Source organism: Cohaesibacter marisflavi (assembly GCF_900115225.1).
GTDB lineage: Bacteria > Pseudomonadota > Alphaproteobacteria > Rhizobiales > Cohaesibacteraceae > Cohaesibacter > Cohaesibacter marisflavi.
The window spans coordinates 684,669-707,280 of sequence record NZ_FOVR01000002.1 but is presented as its reverse complement, the minus strand read 5'-3'; the positions used below and the strand labels follow the sequence as shown (position 1 = coordinate 707,280).

The window sequence follows — 22,612 nt, the reverse complement described above, 5'->3', positions numbered from 1 at the left end:
GGTTGTTTCATGGACATAGGGCAAGGCATCTCGATCGAGGAAGTTGGTCAGAGGCTTAAGGCATTTCGGGTTGGCGCTGGGCTCTCACCCGAGGAAGTCGCTCAAAAGACAGGCATTTCACGCGCAGCCATCTATCGTTACGAATTGGGGCAGCCGATCCGCGTCGATACGCTGGGCAAGATCGCGACCCTGTTGGGGATTTCGCTTCCCACGCTGCTTGGCGTCGGGGTTGAATATATCGCCTCGGCTGTCAGCTTCTTTGAACGCATGCGCCAGATCGAAGAAAAGGTCGACCAGATTCTAGTTCTTTTCGGGCCGGTTTCCTATCTGCTCACCACTGACGCTTATGATGCCATTCTCCCTGATGTTCTCAAGGAAAGCATCCCGCTTGACGTTGAAGACCGAGCCAAAGCACTGCAGGATATTGAAGCCCTTCTGGATATCCTGCATGCGCGCAAGGTCTGCTACCATAATCGGATGCCGAGCATCATCAGCCTTGTGTCTGCGGCGGAGCTGGAACAGTTTTTCCGTAACGGCTTTATTGGAGCTTATGATCCGCCCGAGGCTGACATGAAGCTGCGCCGTGAGGTTGCCCGCACGGAAATCGAGAATATTGTCAAGATGTTGCGCGAACCACCAATCGGAACACAGATTGGTCTCGTGGTGGATTCCATGCCAAGTGCCAGCTTCCAGATTTTTAAACAGGCCGACCGGTCGCAGGTCGCCGTCAGTCCTTTCCGGTTGGGGGCCTTTGCCAATATCCGTCTTGGCGTCGCGACCATTTCGGCCGCTCCGGAAGCCACGTCCCTCTATGGTGCCATGACAGACAAACTCTGGCGACGGAGCCTCAAAGGGGATCAGGCGGCGGACTTTATCGAAAAGACCATCTTGCGCGCCTGATTTGCGCTATCGACGCGGACGCTCTCTCCTCCTCTTCCCCATGGTTGCGCAGCAAGCCCTCCCTTGCGAACAAGCCCACGTTCATTTTTCTCCAATGCACGAATTACGATACTCCGCAGCTCTTGCCTAATTTTGAGGCAATTACCATCAAATTGTTCCATATTCGAGATATGCTATAATAAATTCTCAAAATTGAGAAATTTCTTGACCAATCGTGATTTACGGGTTTAATCTCTTTTTTTAAGCAACAGCGAAACTAGGAACAGGCGATGAATCTTCCCTTTTTGCGCTTTGGCCACTCCGCCGACTTTTCGGCATCTGCCAAGCAGACATTGCGGGTTTTAGACATCCGGTTTTTCAAGCATCACGCCACTGCCCAGAGCGCCATGTCGGTGGCTCGCCTTTTCCATGTTATCCCTTCGACATTGCTTGCAGATGGTGTTGTCAGACATCGCGCGCCCCAAGACGCGATTTGGCGAAAGCGCCGCTTTCTAGACCATCGCCGACGCTTGGCTTTCAGCTTCAGATAGGGTTTCGGTCCCAACCGTTGCCAAAAATCTCCCAGCAACCGCCTTCTTCATTCCAAATGCCTTTGGAGTGAAGGGAGAGTCTTTTCTTTTTTCCGAAGCAGTTCCATGACCGATATGACCCTGAACCCCATTTTCGAGACCATCTGTAGAGTCAAAAGCAACGAGCCGATCAATCGCGAATACAGGCTCATCGTGCTGGATGCACCGTCTCATATTCTCAAATGCGAGCCGGGACAGTTCTTCCATCTCTTGTGTCCGACTAAAGGGGATTTGCGGCCCTATCTGCGGCGCCCCATGAGCATCTACGGCTTCTATCCCGAAGCGGGCGAGCTGCATTTTCTCTACAAGATTGCGGGCGAAGGCACGGCAGCTCTCTCTGCCCTTGAGGCTGGCGAAAACCTTAATGTGGTCGGCCCACTCGGGCATGGGTTCGACATCCAGGACGACTGGCAAAAGCTGATGGTCGTGGCTCGCGGTGTTGGTCTGGCGACTTTGGCCCCGTTGGCGCAAAAAGCCCAGCAGATGGGGCGCAAGCTCACCGCTATATGCAGTGCACGTTCGCCCGAAGTGCTTATGTCCATTGACCATTTCAAGGCGCTCGGAGCGGAGGTCATTACGGTCACGGATTCTGAAGGGACATCCGGCGTTGAGGCGCTTGAGCAGTTGATCGAAGCGCATATCCAGGCGGAGGGCGTGGACGCCTTTTATACCTGCGGTTCCAACCGGCTTCTGACGATGCTGCAAACCATTTGCGCTCGTCATGGCATTCCCGGCCAGATCGCTCTTGAGCAACAGATGGCTTGCGGCGTGGGCATGTGTCAGTGCTGCGTTCGGTCCTTCCGGCGCAAGGATAAAATCATTCATGAGCGGGTCTGCAAGGAAGGCCCCGTATTCAATCTTCAGGAGGCAATGGGATGCTAGATCTTTCAGTCAATATCGGGGCAATGCGTTTGAAAAACCCGATCATGCCTGCCTCGGGCACCTTCTCGGAAGACTGTGCAAAGCTGTTTGATATCGATGCGCTGGGCGCACATGTGACCAAGACGATCACCCGTGACATCAGAGGCGGCAACCCGACCCCGCGTGTTTGTGAAGTGCGCGGCTCAATGCTGAATTCGATCGGCATACCCAGCAAGGGTGTCGACTATTTCAAGACCAATGTCATCCCCTTTTATGATCAATATCAGACCCCGCTCGTGGTCAGTATTTCGGCTGGTAGTGCAGATGAGTTCGCGCAGATCTGCGAAGAGGTGAGCGTGCCCGGCGTGGCAGCCATCGAGGTGAATATTTCTTGCCCGAATATCGAAGCAGACGGCAAGGCCTTCGCCATGCGCCCCTCTACCACCGAAGCGGTCATGCGCAAGCTGCGGGCAGCAACAGATCTGCCACTCTGGGCAAAGCTGACGCCCAACACGGGCGAAACAACCGAAGTGGCCCAAGCGGCAGAGAGCGCCGGAGCGGATGCTCTCGTGGTGGCCAATACCATGCTGTCCATGGCCATTGACATCCACACACGCAAGCCCAAGCTGGGCAATCTGATGGGTGGCCTTTCCGGCCCGGCCCTCAAACCGATTGCCCTGCGCATGGTCTATCAATGCGCCAAAGCGGTCTCCATTCCTGTGATCGGCTGCGGCGGCATCGCTACGGTTGAGGATGTTGTCGAATATCTGATTGCCGGAGCAAGTGCCGTACAGGTTGGCACGGCAACCTTTATCAGCCCGACGGTGATGGTGCGGCTTATCAGCGAACTGGAAGCATTTCTTCGCACAGAGGGGCTTTCAAGCGTTTCGGAGCTCATTGGCTCCATTAGGGATGAGGAAGCCAGTGACGGCGTGTTCTTTGCGGAGGCAGCAGAATGACCATGGTTTCCATGACACAAAGCCCTGCCCTTACAGCGGCAGACTATGAAGCAATGGCGGCACAGCTCTTTGACGATATTGCAGCTTTTTCTGCAGACACGCAAGGCATCAGCCGCCCTGCCTTCTCCGATCTGGAAACAAAGACCCTCGCCTATCTGGAACAGTTCGGCCTCAGCCACGGGCTGACTGTCACCTATGATGCGGGCCAGAACGCGCTCTTCTCCCTTCCCTGCGATGCGGAGGCTGATGCGTTTGTACTGGTCGGCTCTCATGTGGATACGGTGCCGCAAGGTGGTAACTTTGATGGTCTGGCCGGTGTCATTGCCGGTTTGATGTGCCTTGTACGCGCCCAGAGCGAAGGCACCTCTTTTGCACGGCCTGTCAAGGTTCTGGCCATGCGGGCTGAGGAAAGCGCCTGGTTCGGGCCATGCTACATTGCCTCCAAGGCCCTGTTGGGCCGGTTGAGCGAGGCAGAGCTGCGCACACGTCACAAGGGCGACAATCAGACGCTGGATGCGCATATGGAAAGCATCGGCATCGATATGGCACCCGTGCGCGATGGCACGCCGCTTATGGATGCCAGCTCGGTTCTTGCCTATATCGAACTGCATATCGAGCAAGGCCCGCTGCTGGTCCAGAAAGACCTCCCAGCCGCCGTGGTTTCGGGCATTCGGGGCAACTTCCGTTACAAGACCATTCGTTGCGTTGGCGAAGCGGGGCATTCCGGTGCTGTTCCGCGCGCTTTCCGCCGCGATCCGGTACTGGCGATGGCAGATCTCTTGACCCGGCTAGATGAAAGCTGGCTGACGGTCGTCCAGCTGGGCGATGACCTTGTTTTGACCAGCGGCATGATTTCAACGGATGTGGAACGCCACGCCCTTTCGCGCATTCCCGATCAAGTGGATTTCAGCCTCGATGTGCGCAGCCAGAACGCCACAGTGCTCGATGGCATGCATGATCTATTGGCACAGGATATCCGCACAATCGAGCGAGAGCGAAAGGTGCGCTTCGAGCTTGGTGAAAAACTGAGCACTGCCCCTGCCCTGTGCGACCCTGCCATTGTCGAGGCCATGTCAGGCGCCATGCAGCAGGTTGGACTAGAGCCTTTTATCATGCCTTCCGGCGGTGGCCATGATGCGGCTGTCTTTGCCAATGCAGGCGTGCCGACAGGCATGGTTTTCGTGCGCAACAGGAATGGCTCTCACAATCCGGCAGAAGCGATGGACGTTTCCGACTTCATGATCGCCTCGGAGATCATCTACGCCTATCTGATGGATGCGCAAGGATGAGGAAGAGCAAGAGACAACATCTCTGACTGTGCCTGTCGCCCCAATAACGGGCAGGCACATAGACCCAACAAACCAGATAAAGACCCTAATGAAAGGCAATCACATGTTCAAAAAATTTCACGACATCCTCATTGATGGCAGCAAGGGCGTCAGCGCCTACAAGAAATGCGCCAGCGTTGCACGGGAAAGCGCTCTGGAAAATCCAGACTATGCTGCTCCCTATTTCCTCATCAGCATCATAACGCAGGATTTCGCCGACAATTATGACCGCGAACCCCTTAGCAGCAGCGTCGCAAAGGACCAGATCGACCGCATCGAACGCTACACCAAACTGCTTGACGAAGCCTTTTCCACTGGTACGGCGCAGGATCAGGTTGCAGCGCTGAACTCGATTTCTCAGGAAATTGTCAAAGAGATTTCTTCGGCCTCTTAAGGCCGATTGCTCTTTGGCTTTGGCATTGCGCTTATGGGCGATCCAGCCTTGAAGATCGCGTCCGCAAAGGGCTACCAGGCCCTTCGCTCAAACGGATACTTAACAGCAAGGAGGCGCGCAGCTTGTTGCGACGCGCCTAGCAGCCCAGATGCTCGGCAACCAGATCGGCCACAAAGCCGAAGGGCTTAATCACTTGTGTGCTCTCAGGCTTGATGCTCGGGGATTGTAAACCATGCGGCACCTCATGGATCAGCAGGGGTACACGTTCACGCGTGTGGTCGTTGCCGTGCCATGTGGGATCATTGCCATGGTCTGCCGTGAATAACAGAAGATCTCCCGCCTTCAGCCTGGCAAGAATCTCGGGCACACGCCGGTCAAACCGCTCGAGCGCCTTGGCATAGCCGCAAATGTCGCGGCGGTGTCCATAATGGCTGTCAAACTCGACGAAATTGGCAAAGACCAGATCGCCGCCTGTGGCCGTATCACAGGCGTCCAGCAGCTGGTCAACCAGCCCCATATCATCCGCTTTCGGGCCGACAACCGAAATACCCCGCATGGCAAAGATGTCGGCAATCTTGCCGACGCTGCGCACATCGCCCCCTTTGGCGATTACGCGATCACAGATGGTTGGCTCTGCCGGTTTGATGGCCAGATCCTTGCGGTTCTTGGTGCGCTCAAAGCCGGTTTCCACTGTGCCAACAAAGGGTCTGGCAATCACACGTCCAACACCGAGCGGATGGAAAATATCCGCCGCAATTTTGCAAATCTCATACAGTCTTTCCAGCCCGAAGCTCTCTTCGTGCGCTGCGATCTGAAACACACTGTCAGCCGAGGTGTAGGTGATCGGATAGCCGGTTCTCAGATGTTCCTCAGCAAAGCGATCAATCATCTCTGTGCCTGAGCCATGAATATTGGCAAGGGTGCCTTCAAGACCGGCACGAGCCATGAATTCCTGCATCAGATCTTCCGGAAAGGCCGGATCGGTATCGGGAAAATAGGTCCAGTCTTTAGCTAGGGGCAGCCCGGCCAGTTCCCAATGTCCGGTCTGGGTGTCCTTGCCCTTGGAAACCTCTTGCAGAACGGCCCAGTCGGCCTCTTGTGGCGCGTCATCGATGCCCGGTGCACGAGAGCCCGAAGCGAGATTGATGCAGCTTCCAAGGCCCATGTGGGCCAAATTGGGCAGATGCAACGGCCCATGCCGACCATCTTCGCATTCTCCCCTGCTACAAGCCTCAGCAATATGCAGAAGCGTGTTGGCGCCCTCATCACCAAAAGCTGCGGCATCAGGTGCGCCGCCACATCCGACAGAATCGAGGACGCAGAGAAACACCCTGCGCTCAAGGAGAGATGCTGTATTGGTCATAAGAACCGGTCCTCAACGCGTCTGCGTGCGAAATCAAGAATGGCAAACAGAGCCCATCCAACGAAGGACAGCAGAATCACCATGCCCATGACCGTCGCCGTATCGGCATTTTCCTGACCTGTTGCCAGAACGAAGCCCATGCCCTTGTTGGCCCCCATTAGCTCACCGATAACCGCAGCAGTCATGGCCAGAGTGGTGGCCACGGTGGCCCCGGCAAACAGAGTTGGAATGGCGGCGGGCAATTCGATATGCCAAAAGCGCTGCCATGGCGAAAGGCGCAGGACATGCGAAAGGTCCGCATAGGATTTGTTCATGTAACGGATGCCGGAAAGCATCGCGGTCATGACGGGGAAGAAGGTAACCACCGCAACGAGAGCAACCTTGGGTGCAGCCCCCAGACCAAGCCACAACAGCAGAAGCGGCGCGATTGCGATTTTCGGGATGGTCTGCAGAAGCAGAATAAGCGGCGTCAGCACGCGCTCAATCAGAGGGAAGCGCGCAAAGGCGAGCGCCGCTGCAATACCCACCACGGCCCCGAGGACAAATCCTCCAAAGACTTCGGAGAGCGTCACATAAATATGCCATGCCAGATCACCCCTCTGAAAGAGGAAGATGAGGCGTTCGGCAACGTCGATCGGCCCCGGAAGCAGATAGTGTGGCACATCGAAAATCGGAACCGCCGCGCCCCAAAGCGCGGTGATTCCTACGAGGCCAATGATGGCTTTTAAAAACATGGTCGATTACTTGATATCGGAAGGATCGACAACGAAGTCAGCCGCCTTTACGCCGCCTGAGATAACATCATATTCAGAGAGAATGTCGATGTTATTCTGCCATGCGTCCAAGTCAGCTGCGCCAAGGCCTTTTTCCTTGGTCAGATCGCTCTGCCATACGGATGCAACAAAGGTGTTTTCAAAGGCAGTGGACAGCATTGCGGTCTGCTCAACCCAGGTCGGGGTATATTTGTCCATGGAGATCTTCAGAGCGTCATCGATATGACCATCGATCACCCACTGGTAAGAAGCGCTAACTGCATTGGTCATGCGTTTGACGAGATCAGGATTATCAGCCAGGTTCTCTGCGCTGGTTACCAGCACGTTGCCGAAGGATGGCAGGAAGTCGTTGGACAGGATCATGGTAACGTCGAAGCCATTGGCTTCCAGTGCATATTTACGCAGCTCGGAGAAGATGATGGCGTCTACATCGTCAGACTGCAGCGTCTGTACGATCGCACCGGAGGAAACCACTTCAACCTTGACGTCGTCAACAGAAAGACCAGCCTTTGCCAGACCAACCTGCAGCTGAAGATAGTTCGGGCTGCCCAGAGAGGTCACAGCAACGGTTTTGCCCTTGAGATCTGCATAGGTCTTGATGCCGCTTTCGCTCTTGGCAAGCAGAGCGCCAATGCCGCGCTGGTAGGTGGTGTGAACGACCTTGATCGGCAGGCCGTTGGAGGCAGCAGCAACAACAGCGTCACCATTGGGGAAGCCGAAATCCACGTTGCCAGCAGCAATGTTTGTCAGAATGTCGGAAGCGCCGCCATAGAGAAATTCAACTTCGATATCCTGATCGGCAAAGAAGCCATTTTCAACGCCAGCATAAAGCGGAGCGTAAAAAGGAACGACGTTGCCGTCGATCTGCAGAACGACTTTATCAGCTGCCGAAGCGCCTGATGTGAAAACGGATGCAGCAACAAGCGCAAGCGATGCTGCAAGGCCTTTGAGGGTGAAAGACATGATGGTTTCCCTTTTCGGTTTAGTGATTGTCTTGAGATCTGGCCAACGCGGTACCAGCAATATCGAGAAGTTTGCGTTGTGTAGGCTCATAGTCGACGAGCCAGTCATTCGTTGCCCGGTTACCATGGACTCCCAGAAGGCAGGCAGCCTTCAACCCCAGGCTCGGCGCAACAGACAGCACGGTCTGGCATTCCATATCCACGCCAACAGCGCCGCGTTCTTGCAGGTCTTTAAGATAGCTGATTTTAGGGGCCGTGCCGCTTGATGGCTTTTGGGTCCGGTCCTGACCGTAATAGTAGCTGTCTGTGCTGCCTACCATGCCGGAGACGATCCGTGTATCGTCGCCAAGATTGGTACGCAGCAGAGCCTGGTACAAGTCGCGATCAGCATATGCCGTGGCATTCTCATCGCCGGAATAAAGCTTGGCGAGAGAGGAATAGCCTGTCGCCTTTTCCACGCACAGAAAAGCACCTGTAGGAATTTCTGCAACAAGCGAGGACATCCCCCCCGTACGCACCACACGCTTGGCGCCCAACAGGGACAATTCCATCAGGGCGATCTCCGTTGAGGAGCCGCCGATGCCGGTGGAGCAGATGGTCAGCGGATGGCCCTTATAGGTGCCCGAGATGACCGCAAATTCACGACGCCGGCCAAAGTCGCGCACATCGTCAAGACGCGCAGCCAGAAGAGCGACCCGATCCGGATCACCCGGCAGCAGGACATCTTCGCAGATATCCCCCGGACCACATGGCAGATGCGGTGGTCGTCCATCGGTAAAAGGATGTTCAGCTGTCGGTTTTGAACTAGTGCTCATTCGGTGTGCTCCAGGAAAGAAAGCGCGCTTCGATCTCGTTCAAAATCGCATGCATCGCGAGCCCCAAAAACGCAGTCAGCAGAACGGCGCCAAAGAGCAAGGGTGTTTTGTAGGTGGCGGTGGCGAAGGTCATGAGATAACCCAGACCATCAGAGCCGGACATCCATTCGGCCAGAATTGCCCCGACGAGAGCCTGAATTGCGCCAATCTTGACCCCAACGAAAATGCCTGGCAGAGCGGCTGGCAAATCGATCCGCAAAAAGCGCTGAAAGCGTGACAGATTCATCAACTGAGCTAGGTCGTGCAAGCGACTGTCTATCGAGCGGAACCCCGCAAGGGCTCCAGCAAAGACAGGGAAGAAAACAAGACTGAAGATGAGGACGATCTTGGCGGTAAGGCCCAGACCGAACCAGATTATAATCAGGGGGGCGAGCGCTATCTTGGGCGCGGTCTGGATCACCACCAGCGGGCCCTCAAGATAATCGCTCAAGGCTGGCGTCTTGAAAAAGGCATAGGCCAGCAACACGCCGAATACGGAACCAACCACCAGACCAATGACAATATTTTGCATCGTGAAGGCAAGATGGGGCAGCAGCTTGCCGTTCATCAGCATGGACCAGAGCAATTCAGCAACCGAAGCCGGAGACGGCAGCAGATAGGCAGGCATGCCCATCGGGCCGCTGACATACCACCATGCAGCAAGCAGAACCAGAAGCGCCGCACTATATTCCAGAACGGGTTTGATGCGCCCCTTCATGACGTCATCTCCCGCATCAAGGTGCGCAATTCGGAGACGAGATCAAGGAACTTCGGATCTCTTTTTGTCTGCTCGCCACGCGGCTGGGCAAGATCTACATCATAGGTGGCCTTGAGGCGCCCTGGACGGGGGCTCATGACCATGACGCGGCTGCCCAGATAAGCGGCTTCCTCAACCGAGTGGGTGACCAGAAGAATGGTCTTGCCGGTTTTCTGCCAGATTCGGCTCAGCTCATCATTGAGCGTTTCACGGGTAAGCAGGTCGACTGCGGAGAAGGGCTCATCCATCAGCAGGATCGGAGGATCATCGGCCAGAGCGCGGGCAATGGCGGCGCGCTGGCGCATACCGCCGGACAGTTGTTTGGGCAAGGATTTTTCAAAGCCCTTGAGGCCAACCAGCTCTACAAGCTCGGCCACCTTCTCGTTGGCCTGCTTGCGCGAAACACCGGTCGTGTCCAGCGGAAAACGGATATTCTCAGCAACAGTCTTCCAGGGCAACAAAACCGCATCCTGAAAAACAAAGCCGACAGGTCGTTTCAGATTGGCTGTTTCCAGCGTCACGCTGCCCGAAGTTGGATCTTCCAGACTGGCAATCAAGCGCAAGAGAGTCGATTTTCCGCAGCCGGACGGGCCAATGATGGAAACGAATTCGCCTGCATTGATCTGCTGGTCCAAGGGCTCCAGCGCCACAACCTGATCGTCTCCTTGCCCATATATCTTGCTGAGCTGTTCTATTTTAATCAATGCAGTTCTCCCGCGTTCTCTTTGGTGCGACGGTTTCAAGCTGGAAGGAGGCCTTGGTGAGAGATGAAGGCGTCGCTTGCCCTATGTTTTCCACGCCCCTTTCTCCATGTCAAGAATATTCTCAAATTTGAGAATATTCGCACCTTCTTCGCGATACGTGCGATATTTTGCATAACCACCTCTTGCGTGCTACCGTGCCAATCGGCTCTGCCTGAGCCGCACGATTTAGGGCATCAAGAACCTGATTTGAGGTCTCTTCAAATTGCTCCGGCTTTCAGGTAAGGCTATTGCAAAACAATCAGTAAGCTAGAAAGACGGATGCATGGCAAAGCAGTACGAAACGGCTCTTGATATTGGTGATCGGCTGAGATTGGTTCGTGTTGGCAAGGGGTTGTCACCTGAAGAAGTCGCATCCGCCACAGGCTTGTCTCGCGCCGCCATCTATCGCTATGAGGCGGGCAACCCTATTCGGGTTGACGCGCTGGGCAAGATTGCAGACTTTTTCGACGTATCGATTGCCTCCCTCTTCGGGGTCGGTTCGGAATTCATCGGCTCTGCCAAAGAGTTTTTCGAGCGGATGCGGCAGATCGAAGCCGTTGCGGATCAGATCACCGCTCTGTTCGGCCCCGTCGCCTTTCTTCTCACGACAGAAAATTTCGACTCGCTGCTCAAGCAGCTGCTGCATGAAAGCGTCCCTGAGGCAGCTCCGAATCAACACAGCCTTGATGACGAGATTGCCCAGATTCTGGAAATCCTCTACCAGCGCAAAGAGGCCTATCTTTATCGCCGACCCAGCATTGTGAGCCTTGTCTCCGCTCTGGAGTTGGAGCAAATGCTGGTTACAGGCCTTGTTGGCAAATATGGCCTACCTGACGATGTGGTGGCCCAGCGCAGAGAAGCGGCGATGATCGAAGCAGAGAATGTCTTGCGCATGATGGTTGACCAGCCCATGGGCGTGCAAATCGGACTGGTGGAAGATTCCCTGCCGGGTGCCAGTTTCCAGATTCTGAAGAATGGTCCCAGCTCCGTGGTCGCCATGAGCCCGTTCCGTCTGGGCCTTTATGCCAATATCAGAGTGGGCGTCGGTACCATTACTTCAGCTCATGAATCCGTGGAAATGCATCAGAAGGTAACGTCTGACTTGTGGCACAACAGCAAGAAAAGCGAAGATGCCATTCAACGGGTCAAAGACATCATCAAGCAGCATACGCGCTAAGGCAGCCAATGGCCCCTCTCCAGAATTCCGACCTTTGTCACTCTTCCTCAAAGCTGCTTAGGCGGCTTTCGAGGTGATGGGCATCCAGCATGGCGGCGCGGGCCTGTAGCAGGTGATATTTCATATAGCCCGCGGCCGTGTCTCCATCCTTGGTATCGATGGCATCGCGAATGCGAGAATGCTCTTCGATAATACGCAGGCGGCGGGTCGGAGCAGCCTCTCTTGCCAGCTCCAGACCGATATTCATGGTTTCCATTACTGGAGCGCGCAGATCTGTGAGCAGATCGACAAAGAAATCATTATGCGCAGCCCGTGCAATGGCGTCGTGGAAGGCCATGTCTTCCTTCTGACCCAACTCCCCCTTGGCAATTGCCTTATCAAGAGCCTCGACGCTTTCTGCTATTTCCTCCACTTCGGCCCGTGTGCGCCGGGTCGCAGCCAGCCGCACCGCCTCCACTTCCAAAACAATCCGCGGCTCAAAGGACCGAATAAAGCGCGACAGATCGAACGCATTGGCAAAGTCTGTCAGCCGCTTGGAGGGCTTGGTCGCCACAAAAGAACCAATGCCGCGCTTTGAATAGATGAGCCCGTCGGTGCCCAGCCGCGAAAGCGCCTCACGCACGATGGGGCGGGAGACATGGAAGGTCGAAGAGAGCTCCGCTTCGGAAGGCAACTTGTCTCCCGACGAATATTCCCCGGCAGTGATCTGCGAGAGAATATGAGCATAGATCGTGTCGGACAGTTTCTGTTTGCGCGCAGGCATTACCGGTATTTTTGCCATATCCAAACTTCTTCAGCTCTACTCGGTTCAATATCTCAATAACAACTGGCTCTCTTTGTAATTGGAAACAACCAGACAAGCCAGAGCGAAGGCTCCATCTTGATAAATTATTTTACAAGACCTGTCTATTTCCTCCCTCTTTAGCAGTCGACCTTCCCTTACAGCCAGACTTAGGGCTCTTCAATCCAGCAGCGTTGCGGGCGGCGTCTCCGCCCGCTTTCCCCACGCTGACGGGTCGGAAGCGGCTTGTTAGTCACTTTCCAAGAGCGCTTATAGCAATCTACTTAATACCAATGAAGAGCAGAATTTTGCGCCTCTTTTTGGTTTCATCAGCGGCGGAGCATTCATCCACAGGCCTGCTTTTCTTGCGCTGATATTGGTGCCATCGCCAAATCCTTTGCAGTTACCGTCAGTTGTCTTTGACTTCTATCGCACCAAACTGTCCAAAAAATCGCAAGACTCCTTTCATGTAAAATATAATTACAAGTTACCTGTAAATTTTATTGACAACAAGCAAAGCCAAATCTACGCTTCCTGCACCGTTAAGCGTTGCCATCCACTGCACGCGAACCTGTGGTGGATCCATAGCTTTTCAATAAGGGAAGACCAATGGAAGCTCACGAATCTGCGCCTTTGAAGGAATTTGAAAAGACTGGGTCGACACGCATTGTGACGCTCGGCAATGCATTTCTGGATACGATCCTCTATTTGCCGGAAATCCCTGACAAGCCAACCAAGATGCGCGTCATGGATGTAAAGATGACAGGTGGCGGCATCGCAGCGACAGCCGCTTGTGCAGCTTCCAAGCTGGGCGCGGAAGTATCCTATTGGGGACGGCTGGGCGTGGATGAAGTCGGCGACCGGATCGTCGAACGCTTATCCCAGTGCGGCGTCAAGACCCATGGTGTGGCTCGTGTCAAAGGCGGACGCAGCCCGATGGGCACCATATTGGTCGATCAGGGAGGCGAACGCACCGCCCTTGGTTTCATTGGCCGCAATCTGGGTGATGAGGCAGACTGGCTGCCGCTTGAGGATGTCTCCGGATTGTCCGGCGTCCTGGCCGACTATAGCTGGTGGCAAGGGGCGGTGGCCCTTTTTGAAGCGGCCAACCGGAAAGGAATCGTATCTGTGCTGGACGCCGATGTGGGCGACATGAATGCCGTGCATAATTTGCTGGCATTGCCCGAACATCTTGTCTTTTCCGCCGCGTGTCTCAGACGCCTGACCGACCATAGCGACCTGTCCGACGCCCTGAGGAAGGCGGACGGCATGTGCCGAGGCGTCGTTTCTGTAACCGATGGGGAGCGGGGCTTCTTCTGGTGTGCCGATGGGCAGATCCACCATGTGCCCGCCTTTAAGGTGGACCCGATAGACACCAACGGGGCTGGCGACATTTTCCATGGCGCTTTCACCCTCGGACTTTCCGAGAAAATGACAATTGAGGAGGCCGCGCGCTTTGCAAGCGCCGCTGCAGCGCTCAAATGCGCTTGTGGCAGCGGCTGGGAGAGCATTCCCGACCGACAGCAGGTCGAGACTTTGATAAATGGAGGAAACGCATGAACATTACCCCTGGTAAATATTGGAGGATGCGCCGTCTGGCCGACGATAATGGCCGCTTCAAGATGCTGGCCATGGACCAGACCGGTCCGATCGTCAATCCGATCAAGGAAATCAGGAAGACAGACAAGGCGCCGTTTAAGGATGTCGCTGCTGTCAAGTCGATGCTTGGCCGCTATCTGGCCCCCAAGGCTTCGGCGGTGCTGGTAGATCCTCCACTGGGTTACGCCCCGACGATTGCCCAGATACCAGCTCACCGGGGCCTTTTGATCGGCACCGAATGGGCAACATGGGAAACCACCGAAACCGGCCGCAAGTCATCCAGCGTTCCCGGCTGGGGACCAGATGTTATCCGCACCATTGGCGGCGATGGCGTCAAGGTCAATCTGTGGTATCGCCCCGATGCCGATGAGGGGGTCAAGCTGCACCAGCTCAATTATCTCAACGGCATAAAAAAAGCCTGCCGTGAAAATGACATCCCCTTCATTCTGGAATATCTGGTCTATCCCTTCCCATCCGAAACACAGGAAGAATTTCTGGCCCGTCGTCTGGAGTTGGTCAGGGGCTCACTGGCAGACAAGGACATTATGGACCCTGATGGTGTGGATGTGTTCAAGCTTGAACCGCCGACCGAAACCACCAATGTGCCAGACCCGGACGGTCCGCAAGCGGCGACCATTCAGGCCCGTTTCGATGATATGGCCAAAGATCTCGGTCGCCCATGGGTACTGCTCAGCGCAGGCTCGACGCCTGAAGACTTTGTCCGCCTGCTGACCTATGCCTACAGGGCCGGCGCCAGCGGCTACCTCGCAGGACGGGCCATCTGGCTTCAGCCTTTCTCCAATTTCCCCGACATCGCCACGATGGAAAAGGAATTGTCAGAAACCGCCCCTGCCCTGATGGATCAGCTCAACGCCATGACCGATGACATGGCAACCCCATGGACAGAGGCCGCACCATGGCATGGCTCAGTGGAAATGGCCCCGACAGGGGAAAGCTTTGCGCCTGACTACTCCAAGAAGCTGGCTGCCGGTTTCTAAGATGGATTTGGAGTGAATAGAATGAATTATCTGGACTTTGGCGGCGTCTTCTCTCGCATGGATCTGCTCATATCGGGCGCAATCCTGACAATGCAGATCTCGCTCGTCGCAATGCTCTTTGCACTGGTCGTGGCCACGCTGGTCGCTGTCATGCAACTTAGTTCCTTTCGCGTGGTGCGTTTCATCGCGGTGGCCTATATCGAGGCCATTCGGAATACGCCGTTCATCGTCCAGCTTTTCGTTATCTATTTCGGCTTACCCGCCATCGGGTTAAGTCTGGAGCCCCTGCCTTCGGCGGTGTTGGCCATGACCTTCTACGGCGGGGCCTACACGTCCGAGATTATCCGTGCGGGTATCCAGTCTATCGACAGAGGTCAGGTGGAAGCGGGTCGGTCTCTGGGGATGTCGCCTCTTGATATCTTCCGCTACATCATCATCAAGCCTGCGCTTGCTGCGGTGTTCCCCTCGATGGTGTCCCAGTTCATTCTGCTTTTGCTGTCTTCCAGTGTTGTCTCTGCCATTTCCGTTCCCGAATTGACGGGCATCGGTAACGACATTCAGGGCATGACCTTGCGTAACATGGAGGTCTATCTGGTGATTGCAGCCATGTATGTAGGGCTTGTGGCCTTGCTCAAGGGCGGACTGACCCTGCTGGAACGCAAGGTCTTTCCCTTCAAGTTTCTAAGAGGATGAAGGCACAGTCATGATGTTTCAAGACTTTACCATGGCGCATGTCTATTACATGCTCAATGGCCTTCTCTGGACGATTGGCCTTGCCCTGATCGCCCTTACGGGCGGCTCCATCGCCGGATCTGTTCTGGCGCTGATGGCAGTTTCGCGCAACAAGCTGGCACGCCGCATCGCCAAGCTCTACATCTTCGTGGTGCAGGGCACGCCCCTGCTGGTCACATTGTTCATCGCCTATTTCGGCGCCAACTATGTCGGCGTTGACGTGCCGCCGCTGGTGGCCATTTCAATAGCCTTTTCCTTTTATGCCGCTGCCTTTCTGGGCGAAATCTGGCGAGGCTCCATCAATTCCGTGCCCATGGGGCAAAGCGAAGGATCGCACGCACTGGGGCTCAGCCGCGTTGATTCCATGCGCTTCATCATCATTCCGCAGGCGGTGAAGATTGCGACCCCGCCAACGGTCGGCTTTTTCGTGATGCTCATCAAGAATACATCGCTCGCTTCTGTTGTGAGCATCACCGAACTGACGCGCACGTCCCAGATTGTCAGCAACGCGACCTTCAAGCCGCTGCAGGTCTATCTTCTGGCGGCCCTATTCTATTTTCTCGTGTGTTTTCCGCTGACGATCGTCAGTCGCAGGCTAGAAAAAAGACTTCATAAATCTTGATTATCGTAGGAGGAGTTTAAAGATGATCAAATTACTGAAAACCGCAATGGCAAGTGTGGTCGCCACCGCGCTGCTTTGCACCGCCGGGTTGGCTCAGACAACCGACGAATCCCTGCAGAAAATCATTCAGCGCGGCAAGCTGATTGTCGGCATTTCGCTCTCTACGCCACCCTATGGCATGACCGACGCAAACATGAAGCCAGCCGGTTTTGACGTTGCCATGGCCAAACTGATTTCACGCGACATGGGGGTGGAGCTGGAAATCGTTGATCAGGTATCGCAGGCCCGCATTCCGAACCTGACAAGCGGCAAGGTCGACATTCTGATTTCGTCCTTCGGGGTAACTGCCGAACGCGCCAAGACCGTCATGTATACCAATTCAATCTATGTTGACGAACAGATGATTCTGGCTCCGGCCCAGTCTGACATGGAAAGCCTCAAAGATCTCGTAGGCAAACGCGTTGGCGTTACCCGCTCGACGACGAATGATACCCTGATCACCGAACGGGCTGTAGAAGGCACGATCATCCAGCGCTTTGAAGATGATGCCGCCACCAACCAGGCACTCTTCACCGGCAAGGTAGACGCCATTGTTTCGGGCGTTGCAGCCGCCATCGCCATCAGCAAGCATACCGATAAATTCGACCGCAAATTTGCCGTTCGCCAGTCACCAATGGCAATCGGGGTACGTCATGGCGAGTTCAATCTGCGCCAATGGCTCAACACCGACCTCTTGATGCTGTGGAACTCGGGTGAATTGCAGGCTGCCCAGAAAGAATGGCTCGGCGTTGTAAACGAAGAATTGCCACGCTTCTGAGGCTCTTTTAAGCAGCAGACCTGCCGAAGGCCCCGCATCGTCAGGGCCTTCGGGATCGCCAGACGTCCCCAGATAAAACAAGACCATTCCTGTGTTAAAGACCTTTTCTCGAAGGTGGAAACAATGACGAGCTCACAACAAGAAGCAACCCCGATCATCCGCGCCAACAAGATGAACAAGTTTTTTGGTGTCTTCCATGCGCTAAAAGATATCGACCTGACCGTCGCAAGAGGGGAAACGGTGGTGCTTTGCGGGCCGTCCGGATCGGGCAAATCGACACTGATCCGCTGTCTCAATGCCCTTGAAAATCACCAGAAAGGTGAGCTGGAAGTGGCGGGCGTTCAATTGACCGGCAAGCGGCGGGAAATTGACATGGTGCGCCGGAAAACCGGCATGGTCTTCCAGAGCTTCAATCTATTCCCGCATATGACGGTGCTTGAGAATTGCATGATTGCGCAGATGCGCGTCAAGAAGACATCGAAGGAAGATGCCAGAAAGGTCGCAGAGCGTTTTCTTGCCCGCGTTCATATTCCCGAGCAGGCAGGCAAATATCCAGCTCAGCTCTCCGGTGGGCAACAGCAGCGCGTGGCCATTGCCAGAGCTCTGTGCATGAGCCCTGAAGTGATGCTGTTCGATGAGCCGACCTCGGCGCTGGACCCTGAAATGGTGCGCGAGGTTCTGGAGACGATGGTTGAGCTCGCTCGCGAGGGCAGCACCATGATCTGCGTGACCCACGAAATGAACTTCGCTCGCAAGGTGGCAAACAAAGTGGTGTTCATGGATCAAGGAAGCATTTTGGAAATCGCGAAGCCGGACGACTTCTTCACCAATCCGCAGCATGAGCGGGCCAAGGAGTTTCTGGCTCAAATTCTGCACTAGCGCATCAGGCACCGATCAAAAGCGGCAAGCATAAGCACAAAACGAAAAAAGCGGGCTTGAGACCCGCTTGTTTTTGGTGGAGCTATATTTGTGACGGTTTTGCTCCGCCCGTCGGGTCTTCTCTTTCTGCCATCAAGTAAAACCAAGATAATCAGAAGAGAAGCTTCGCAGCTATTAGCCGCGAAGATCGTTCGACATGTCGATCATTACGTCAAGACCACGGTCAGACATGAATTCGTCAACAAAACGCTGAGCCTGTTCTTCACGAGCTGCGACAACTTTTTCAAATGCACGGTTAAAGAAGTTCATGATAATTTCCTTTTTGTTTCTGTTCGGTGTATTTCTTCTTGTTCTTACGGGAATGAATATGATCCTTTTCACACGATTAGAAAAGATCCAATTGCTCAAGCTTGATATGCGTTAAATGCATATCAAAATTTTTAGCTATCTAATTCACGCAATATAGCATCAGAAAAGTGCAGGATTCTGCAGATTAACAGCACTCACATCTTTGTTTTCCAATGTCAAAACGGAGCTAAAAAACCTTCAACACGCCGACGTGAGGCATTGGGTAAAAACAAAAAAGCCCCGCAGTGAGAATTGCGAGGCTTCCATACTCCTGCTGATCTTAGTGACTAACGCTTCAGTAGACCCGAACAATGGCGCGGTTCATATGGATATTGCGCACATCGCGGGCCCATGCATCCCGCACGCGCTTTAATGTCTCTCGCTGCCAGGCATCACTCAGAGCATTTTTGTCAGTGATGCCATCAGGAAGCATCAGGCGTTCCAGACTGGTGGACAGCTGACCATCCTGCCAACTGGTATCCATCCAGTAGACATGCGCATCATAACGCAGGGCAAGGGCAAAAGCCCCCGCAGGCAATCTGGCGTCAACCCCGAATTCCGGGAAGGATTTTGTTTGTGCACCGGACTGACCATCTGCGGTGACGAATGTGCACCCGCCCCCTTTGAGGACTTCTATCAGCCTGCGCGCCATAAGGTTGACCGGACGCGCATCCAGCGATGCATAATGCATGTCAACATATTCCGGCACGGTTGCGAAAGCATGCTTGGAGGAGATGATGCGCACATCAATACCACTGCGGTGAAATTCCAACGGCATCGCAAATCTGAAGCTTGCATGGCTTGAGGCCAGGATTACAGGATGTCCATCAGACAGGCTTTGTTTCACTGCGCTCCAGTCCACTGACGGCAAGCTGCGGGCCAGTTTTTCCCGATAGGCAGGCACGCCCAAGATGGCAGTGGCAAGCTTGTTGTTAGCCTCCTGTGCGGATGCGACACGCGCAAGCCAGTCCGGACGTTCATCATCTGGCACACCCAGCCAGTCAGCCACCAGAGAAATACTTGGGCCGATGGGGCGAGAGGGCCCTTCTCCAGATTGAAAGGCATTTGGGTCAATTTCGTCTGGAGAGAGCTGACTACACAGCCTGTCCCAAATCATGGCGCTCAGTTTTGGCGATTGCGGTAATCCTGTGACGATACTCTGCTTTATTTCCCAAAGCTCGGAAAAATTGGACGCGAGCGCAAAGTAGACTTCCAAAAAGGAATAGTCGACCGCTTCCCCTTGCTCCGCCCTGTGATCAAGCACAAGTGCTGCTTCTCTAAGCGCAACACCCAGAATGCGCACAGGTACCGGCTTGCAAAGCTTAAGCCGCTCACGTACAGCCCCTACATCGTTGAGCAGGATCAGCGCTGACAGATCTGTTCTGAAATAGCGTATCGGCTGAAGTGAGGAGTTTCTCAGTTCCAGCCCCCATTGCGCTGCTGCGTGATAGTCACCAGCGACGAAGGCCGCAAGCGACAGACGCCTGAAGAAGTCTGGCAAATGCTGAGGCTTCAAAGAGTCCCGCAAGACAGAAAAAAGCTGGCCCGCCTCGGCCAGTCGACCTACGCCAATCAACGCTCCAAGGCGCAGCCTTTGCAAGCGCCCCGTTTCGGGGGCCTTCTCCAGCAGCTGCAATGCCTCATCAGGGCGATCGGTTCTCAAAAGAGCATGTGCTCTGAAGTAAGTCTGAATAGGGACCGGGACTTGCGCTCCTTCCTTGTCGAGGATGGCAAATACGGCCTCATAATCCTGCGCTTTTGTCGCCTTCTCCAATTGCTCGCGAACCGCTTTTACCCTGCCTGGCTTTCGCGCCTGTTTGGCAGGCATGCGCCTGATCATCGAAAGAAGCCTGCGGGATACGGGCGTGCCCTGCCGCGCCGCATTCTGCATAATCTTGAGAGACTGAGGATCCGGCATGAGATCCAGAAAAGGCCGAAGAAGGGCGTACTGGACTTTTTTGCCCTCGACTGCCCGACGATCAAGTACCACTGCAGCCTCTCGCAGCGCATGCCCCAATATTGCGGCCTGATTTGAGCCGCACAGAGGCAATCGCTCACGCACGGCCTCCACATCGCCTAGCAGGATCAAACTGGATAAATCGGCATTGAACCGGGGCATTGGCCGGGGCGAGGCCTGTCGCAGTTTGAAACCCCAATTCGCTGCTGCCCGATAATTTCCTGCCGCGAACGCAGCATTCGTTAATCGACCTAGACAAACTCTATGCTTTTGCGATGCCAAGCCCAGAGTGGGGAGGAGCTGATTGGCCATTCTGATCTCCCCCGCATCAATGAGAGCATCAAACCGCAAAAGCAGAAACAGCCTGTTTCTGGGTCCTTTTTTCAACACCTCCAACGCCTCGGCCGGACGACCGGTGCGCACGAGCGCCAGAGCCCCGAAATAGACTTGCAGGCGCAAGGGCAGACAATCACCCTGAGCATCAAGCATTTGGAATATGGTTTCGAAGTCACCTGCCCTTGCGGCGGAGCCAAGGGCTTCGCGCATGGCCTTGATGCTCTTGGCCCCTTCGCCAGAGGTTACAGTCACAATTGCTTCCTCAATTCGTTTTTCGCCACCTTGCCTGTGGTGGTCTGCGGCAGGGTTTCAACAAATTTGATACCCCGCGGGCATTTGCCCGAAGCGAGATTTTTCTTGCTCCATGCAATGAGTTCAACCGAGGTCAGTGTATGTCCCTTTTTGGGCACAACGAAGGCAACAACCACTTCCCCCAGAGTGGCGTTTGGCTTCCCAAGCACGGCAACACAGTGAATACCGGGATGTTGCGACAAAACCTTCTCGACCTCTGGCGGATAAACAGACAGCCCGCCCGTCTTTATGACTTCCTTGGAGCGACCGATAATGAAATAGTTTCCGGCTTCATCGCGATAGCCCAGATCTCCCGTGGCAAAGCGCCCGTTGAAATGCATGGAATCGTCATTCTCGCCGGTCCAGTAGCCGATGGCTACTCTCGGGCCAGAAACCACCAGCTCTCCGGGTTCGCCTTGGGGCACGGGCTGTCCATCCGGGTCTACAATCTCAATATCCACGCCCGGAGCGGCAGGTCCGGCTGCGCCATCCGGGGCACTCTTGCGATCAATAAGATAGGTTGTGGGCGCCACTTCAGTGGACGCATAAATAACGTCGATACGCACACCGAATGCCTCGGCCAGACGGTCTGACAGAGCAGCCGAAACATAGTTGCCCCCGATGGTCATGATCCTCAGATCAGGAAACGGATCGTCCATGCCTTCGGTCATTTTCAGGACGAATTCGGCAACGGTCGTCACCGTCATCATCATGGTAACCTTAGCGCGTTGCAAAGTCTCTATGATCGCGTCAGGACGATGGGAGCGTGTGATGACCAGCGTTGCCCCGACATGGCGCGTTGCGGTCACCAGCGTGATGGAAATGATGCTCGATACTTCCATGGGCAGCAGAATGACATCCGTTTCATTCAGACCAAACAACTCTTCGCCAAACTGTTTGCCGTTGCCATCGAGATAAGATCGAGGGAAAACGACACCCTTGGGATTGCCCGTTGAACCAGAGGTGTAAAGAACCAACGCCGGGACCTCAGGCTTGATCTCAGCAAATGCTTCTGGAGCGTCTTCCTTGAGAAGATCATCCAAGCTTAAAATATCGACCGTTGCATCAACGCCACCGGTTTCGCGAACATTCTGCTTATCTGTCAGAATCGCAACAGGCAGCGCGTCCTCAAAGATGCGCTTCTTTTCCGGGTCAGGCAGCGCTGTGTTGACCGGCACGATAATCAGGCCGGTTTCCAGTCCCCCCAAAAGCGCAGCGACAGCATTGGCACAGTTGCTGGCCAGCAGCACGATGCGGGCGCCGGATTGATAGCCCCGGGCAAGAATGGCATTGCGTATAGCGGCGGCGCGCCATGACAGGTCTGAAGATGAAACTCTCGTCTCCCCCTCGATGACAGATGGACAACGAATTTGCGGGGGGCATGCAGAAAGATCTTGAACTGACATATAGACGGCACTCTTATAGATGAAACTCTGGATCGATTGATCCTTGAATAAAAAGACTCTGTTTTTCAAAAATCTATTGCAAAATTTGACCGAGGAGCAATAGCGTTTATCAAATCACCAAGGCGATATTCGAACGGTGCATTTTACAATTTTCAAGTGACAGAGCAACGGCTTCTCACTGCCGGGTCAACACATTTGAGTGAGCC

General features: G+C 54.7%; 22 protein-coding genes. 12 read left to right on the top strand and 10 right to left on the bottom strand.

The window, feature by feature from the left end:
• Positions 1 to 9 precede the first annotated feature (9 nt).
• From BM258_RS06565 to BM258_RS06540, 5 genes are all read left to right on the top strand, one after another.
• On the top strand, positions 10 to 900 hold the full coding sequence (locus tag BM258_RS06565; RefSeq protein ID WP_090070253.1) for a helix-turn-helix domain-containing protein: 891 nt from the start codon (positions 10 to 12) through the stop codon (positions 898 to 900).
• A gap of 635 nt (positions 901 to 1,535) precedes the next feature.
• Positions 1,536 to 2,351, top strand: a complete 816-nt coding sequence (locus BM258_RS06555) for a dihydroorotate dehydrogenase electron transfer subunit (protein ID WP_090070248.1) — start codon at positions 1,536 to 1,538, stop codon at positions 2,349 to 2,351.
• A complete protein-coding gene (locus tag BM258_RS06550; protein ID WP_090070245.1) occupies positions 2,345 to 3,289 on the top strand; it encodes a dihydroorotate dehydrogenase in 945 nt (314 codons plus the stop codon). Before BM258_RS06555 ends, BM258_RS06550 begins: the two co-directional genes overlap by 7 nt.
• Positions 3,286 to 4,578, top strand: a complete 1,293-nt coding sequence (locus BM258_RS06545) for a Zn-dependent hydrolase (protein ID WP_244544613.1) — start codon at positions 3,286 to 3,288, stop codon at positions 4,576 to 4,578. Before BM258_RS06550 ends, BM258_RS06545 begins: the two co-directional genes overlap by 4 nt.
• Positions 4,579 to 4,681: 103 nt before the next feature.
• Positions 4,682 to 5,011 (top strand): hypothetical protein, encoded by a 330-nt coding sequence (locus BM258_RS06540; RefSeq protein WP_139229214.1) that lies wholly within the window; start codon positions 4,682 to 4,684, stop codon positions 5,009 to 5,011.
• 136 nt (positions 5,012 to 5,147) lie between these two features.
• On the opposite strand, the gene BM258_RS06535 is transcribed toward BM258_RS06540, so the two are convergent.
• From BM258_RS06535 to BM258_RS06510, 6 genes are read right to left on the bottom strand one after another with little or no spacing between them, the layout of a single operon-like run.
• The gene (locus BM258_RS06535; RefSeq protein ID WP_090070240.1) at positions 5,148 to 6,374 is read right to left on the bottom strand and encodes a phosphopentomutase; all 1,227 of its coding nucleotides are present in this window, start codon (positions 6,372 to 6,374) and stop codon (positions 5,148 to 5,150) included.
• Positions 6,371 to 7,108 (bottom strand): ABC transporter permease, encoded by a 738-nt coding sequence (locus BM258_RS06530; protein WP_090070238.1) that lies wholly within the window; start codon positions 7,106 to 7,108, stop codon positions 6,371 to 6,373. The genes BM258_RS06535 and BM258_RS06530 overlap by 4 nt, the downstream gene beginning before the upstream one ends.
• Positions 7,109 to 7,114: 6 nt before the next feature.
• Positions 7,115 to 8,110 (bottom strand): ABC transporter substrate-binding protein, encoded by a 996-nt coding sequence (locus tag BM258_RS06525; RefSeq protein ID WP_090070236.1) that lies wholly within the window; start codon positions 8,108 to 8,110, stop codon positions 7,115 to 7,117.
• A 19-nt stretch (positions 8,111 to 8,129) separates the two neighbouring features.
• Positions 8,130 to 8,924 carry a nucleoside phosphorylase gene (locus tag BM258_RS06520; protein ID WP_090070234.1) on the bottom strand — a complete coding sequence of 265 codons (795 nt, stop codon included), beginning with the start codon at positions 8,922 to 8,924 and terminating at the stop codon, positions 8,130 to 8,132.
• On the bottom strand, positions 8,914 to 9,681 hold the full coding sequence (locus BM258_RS06515) for an ABC transporter permease (protein ID WP_244544612.1): 768 nt from the start codon (positions 9,679 to 9,681) through the stop codon (positions 8,914 to 8,916). The genes BM258_RS06520 and BM258_RS06515 overlap by 11 nt, the downstream gene beginning before the upstream one ends.
• Positions 9,678 to 10,424, bottom strand: a complete 747-nt coding sequence (locus BM258_RS06510) for an ABC transporter ATP-binding protein (protein WP_244544611.1) — start codon at positions 10,422 to 10,424, stop codon at positions 9,678 to 9,680. The genes BM258_RS06515 and BM258_RS06510 overlap by 4 nt, the downstream gene beginning before the upstream one ends.
• Before the next feature lie 322 nt (positions 10,425 to 10,746).
• Between BM258_RS06510 and BM258_RS06505 the strand changes: the two genes are divergently transcribed.
• Positions 10,747 to 11,640: a helix-turn-helix domain-containing protein gene (locus BM258_RS06505; protein ID WP_090070229.1), complete on the top strand. Its 894-nt coding sequence runs from the start codon at positions 10,747 to 10,749 to the stop codon at positions 11,638 to 11,640.
• Between the two features lie 37 nt (positions 11,641 to 11,677).
• On the opposite strand, the gene BM258_RS06500 is transcribed toward BM258_RS06505, so the two are convergent.
• Positions 11,678 to 12,421: a FadR/GntR family transcriptional regulator gene (locus BM258_RS06500; RefSeq protein ID WP_090070227.1), complete on the bottom strand. Its 744-nt coding sequence runs from the start codon at positions 12,419 to 12,421 to the stop codon at positions 11,678 to 11,680.
• A gap of 609 nt (positions 12,422 to 13,030) precedes the next feature.
• Between BM258_RS06500 and BM258_RS06495 the strand changes: the two genes are divergently transcribed.
• The 6 genes from BM258_RS06495 (at position 13,031) to BM258_RS06470 (ending at position 18,068) form a co-directional block, all read left to right on the top strand.
• Positions 13,031 to 13,981: a PfkB family carbohydrate kinase gene (locus tag BM258_RS06495; protein ID WP_090070225.1), complete on the top strand. Its 951-nt coding sequence runs from the start codon at positions 13,031 to 13,033 to the stop codon at positions 13,979 to 13,981.
• Positions 13,978 to 15,018, top strand: coding sequence for a tagatose 1,6-diphosphate aldolase (locus BM258_RS06490; RefSeq protein ID WP_175527950.1), 1,041 nt, complete (start codon positions 13,978 to 13,980; stop codon positions 15,016 to 15,018). Before BM258_RS06495 ends, BM258_RS06490 begins: the two co-directional genes overlap by 4 nt.
• 21 nt (positions 15,019 to 15,039) lie before the next feature.
• Positions 15,040 to 15,711 carry an amino acid ABC transporter permease gene (locus tag BM258_RS06485; protein ID WP_090070221.1) on the top strand — a complete coding sequence of 224 codons (672 nt, stop codon included), beginning with the start codon at positions 15,040 to 15,042 and terminating at the stop codon, positions 15,709 to 15,711.
• A 10-nt stretch (positions 15,712 to 15,721) separates the two neighbouring features.
• Complete coding sequence (locus tag BM258_RS06480) at positions 15,722 to 16,372, top strand: amino acid ABC transporter permease (RefSeq protein WP_244544610.1); 651 nt, start codon at positions 15,722 to 15,724, stop codon at positions 16,370 to 16,372.
• 22 nt (positions 16,373 to 16,394) lie between these two features.
• Positions 16,395 to 17,189, top strand: coding sequence for a transporter substrate-binding domain-containing protein (locus tag BM258_RS06475; RefSeq protein ID WP_090070219.1), 795 nt, complete (start codon positions 16,395 to 16,397; stop codon positions 17,187 to 17,189).
• Between the two features lie 123 nt (positions 17,190 to 17,312).
• A complete protein-coding gene (locus BM258_RS06470; protein WP_090070216.1) occupies positions 17,313 to 18,068 on the top strand; it encodes an amino acid ABC transporter ATP-binding protein in 756 nt (251 codons plus the stop codon).
• 174 nt (positions 18,069 to 18,242) lie between these two features.
• Here BM258_RS06470 and BM258_RS24920 read toward each other — a convergent pair whose 3' ends face one another.
• From BM258_RS24920 to BM258_RS06460, 3 genes are all read right to left on the bottom strand, one after another.
• A complete protein-coding gene (locus tag BM258_RS24920) occupies positions 18,243 to 18,377 on the bottom strand; it encodes a hypothetical protein (protein ID WP_280141751.1) in 135 nt (44 codons plus the stop codon).
• A gap of 334 nt (positions 18,378 to 18,711) precedes the next feature.
• Positions 18,712 to 20,961 carry a lysophospholipid acyltransferase family protein gene (locus BM258_RS06465; protein WP_090070211.1) on the bottom strand — a complete coding sequence of 750 codons (2,250 nt, stop codon included), beginning with the start codon at positions 20,959 to 20,961 and terminating at the stop codon, positions 18,712 to 18,714.
• Entirely contained in the window at positions 20,958 to 22,406 is a 1,449-nt protein-coding gene (locus BM258_RS06460) for a class I adenylate-forming enzyme family protein (RefSeq protein ID WP_090070208.1), read from the bottom strand. The genes BM258_RS06465 and BM258_RS06460 overlap by 4 nt, the downstream gene beginning before the upstream one ends.
• Positions 22,407 to 22,612 lie beyond the last annotated feature (206 nt).

What these genes read in the sequence shown, in the direction of transcription:
- BM258_RS06565 (WP_090070253.1), top strand. Translation starts at nt 10, where the DNA reads ATGGACATAGGGCAAGGCATCTCGATCGAGGAAGTTGGTCAGAGGCTT.
- BM258_RS06555 (WP_090070248.1), top strand. Translation starts at nt 1,536, where the DNA reads ATGACCGATATGACCCTGAACCCCATTTTCGAGACCATCTGTAGAGTC.
- BM258_RS06550 (WP_090070245.1), top strand. Translation starts at nt 2,345, where the DNA reads ATGCTAGATCTTTCAGTCAATATCGGGGCAATGCGTTTGAAAAACCCG.
- BM258_RS06545 (WP_244544613.1), top strand. Translation starts at nt 3,286, where the DNA reads ATGACCATGGTTTCCATGACACAAAGCCCTGCCCTTACAGCGGCAGAC.
- BM258_RS06540 (WP_139229214.1), top strand. Translation starts at nt 4,682, where the DNA reads ATGTTCAAAAAATTTCACGACATCCTCATTGATGGCAGCAAGGGCGTC.
- BM258_RS06535 (WP_090070240.1), bottom strand. Translation starts at nt 6,374, where the DNA reads ATGACCAATACAGCATCTCTCCTTGAGCGCAGGGTGTTTCTCTGCGTC.
- BM258_RS06530 (WP_090070238.1), bottom strand. Translation starts at nt 7,108, where the DNA reads ATGTTTTTAAAAGCCATCATTGGCCTCGTAGGAATCACCGCGCTTTGG.
- BM258_RS06525 (WP_090070236.1), bottom strand. Translation starts at nt 8,110, where the DNA reads ATGTCTTTCACCCTCAAAGGCCTTGCAGCATCGCTTGCGCTTGTTGCT.
- BM258_RS06520 (WP_090070234.1), bottom strand. Translation starts at nt 8,924, where the DNA reads ATGAGCACTAGTTCAAAACCGACAGCTGAACATCCTTTTACCGATGGA.
- BM258_RS06515 (WP_244544612.1), bottom strand. Translation starts at nt 9,681, where the DNA reads ATGAAGGGGCGCATCAAACCCGTTCTGGAATATAGTGCGGCGCTTCTG.
- BM258_RS06505 (WP_090070229.1), top strand. Translation starts at nt 10,747, where the DNA reads ATGGCAAAGCAGTACGAAACGGCTCTTGATATTGGTGATCGGCTGAGA.
- BM258_RS06500 (WP_090070227.1), bottom strand. Translation starts at nt 12,421, where the DNA reads ATGGCAAAAATACCGGTAATGCCTGCGCGCAAACAGAAACTGTCCGAC.
- BM258_RS06495 (WP_090070225.1), top strand. Translation starts at nt 13,031, where the DNA reads ATGGAAGCTCACGAATCTGCGCCTTTGAAGGAATTTGAAAAGACTGGG.
- BM258_RS06490 (WP_175527950.1), top strand. Translation starts at nt 13,978, where the DNA reads ATGAACATTACCCCTGGTAAATATTGGAGGATGCGCCGTCTGGCCGAC.
- BM258_RS06485 (WP_090070221.1), top strand. Translation starts at nt 15,040, where the DNA reads ATGAATTATCTGGACTTTGGCGGCGTCTTCTCTCGCATGGATCTGCTC.
- BM258_RS06480 (WP_244544610.1), top strand. Translation starts at nt 15,722, where the DNA reads ATGATGTTTCAAGACTTTACCATGGCGCATGTCTATTACATGCTCAAT.
- BM258_RS06475 (WP_090070219.1), top strand. Translation starts at nt 16,395, where the DNA reads ATGATCAAATTACTGAAAACCGCAATGGCAAGTGTGGTCGCCACCGCG.
- BM258_RS06470 (WP_090070216.1), top strand. Translation starts at nt 17,313, where the DNA reads ATGACGAGCTCACAACAAGAAGCAACCCCGATCATCCGCGCCAACAAG.
- BM258_RS24920 (WP_280141751.1), bottom strand. Translation starts at nt 18,377, where the DNA reads ATGAACTTCTTTAACCGTGCATTTGAAAAAGTTGTCGCAGCTCGTGAA.
- BM258_RS06460 (WP_090070208.1), bottom strand. Translation starts at nt 22,406, where the DNA reads ATGTCAGTTCAAGATCTTTCTGCATGCCCCCCGCAAATTCGTTGTCCA.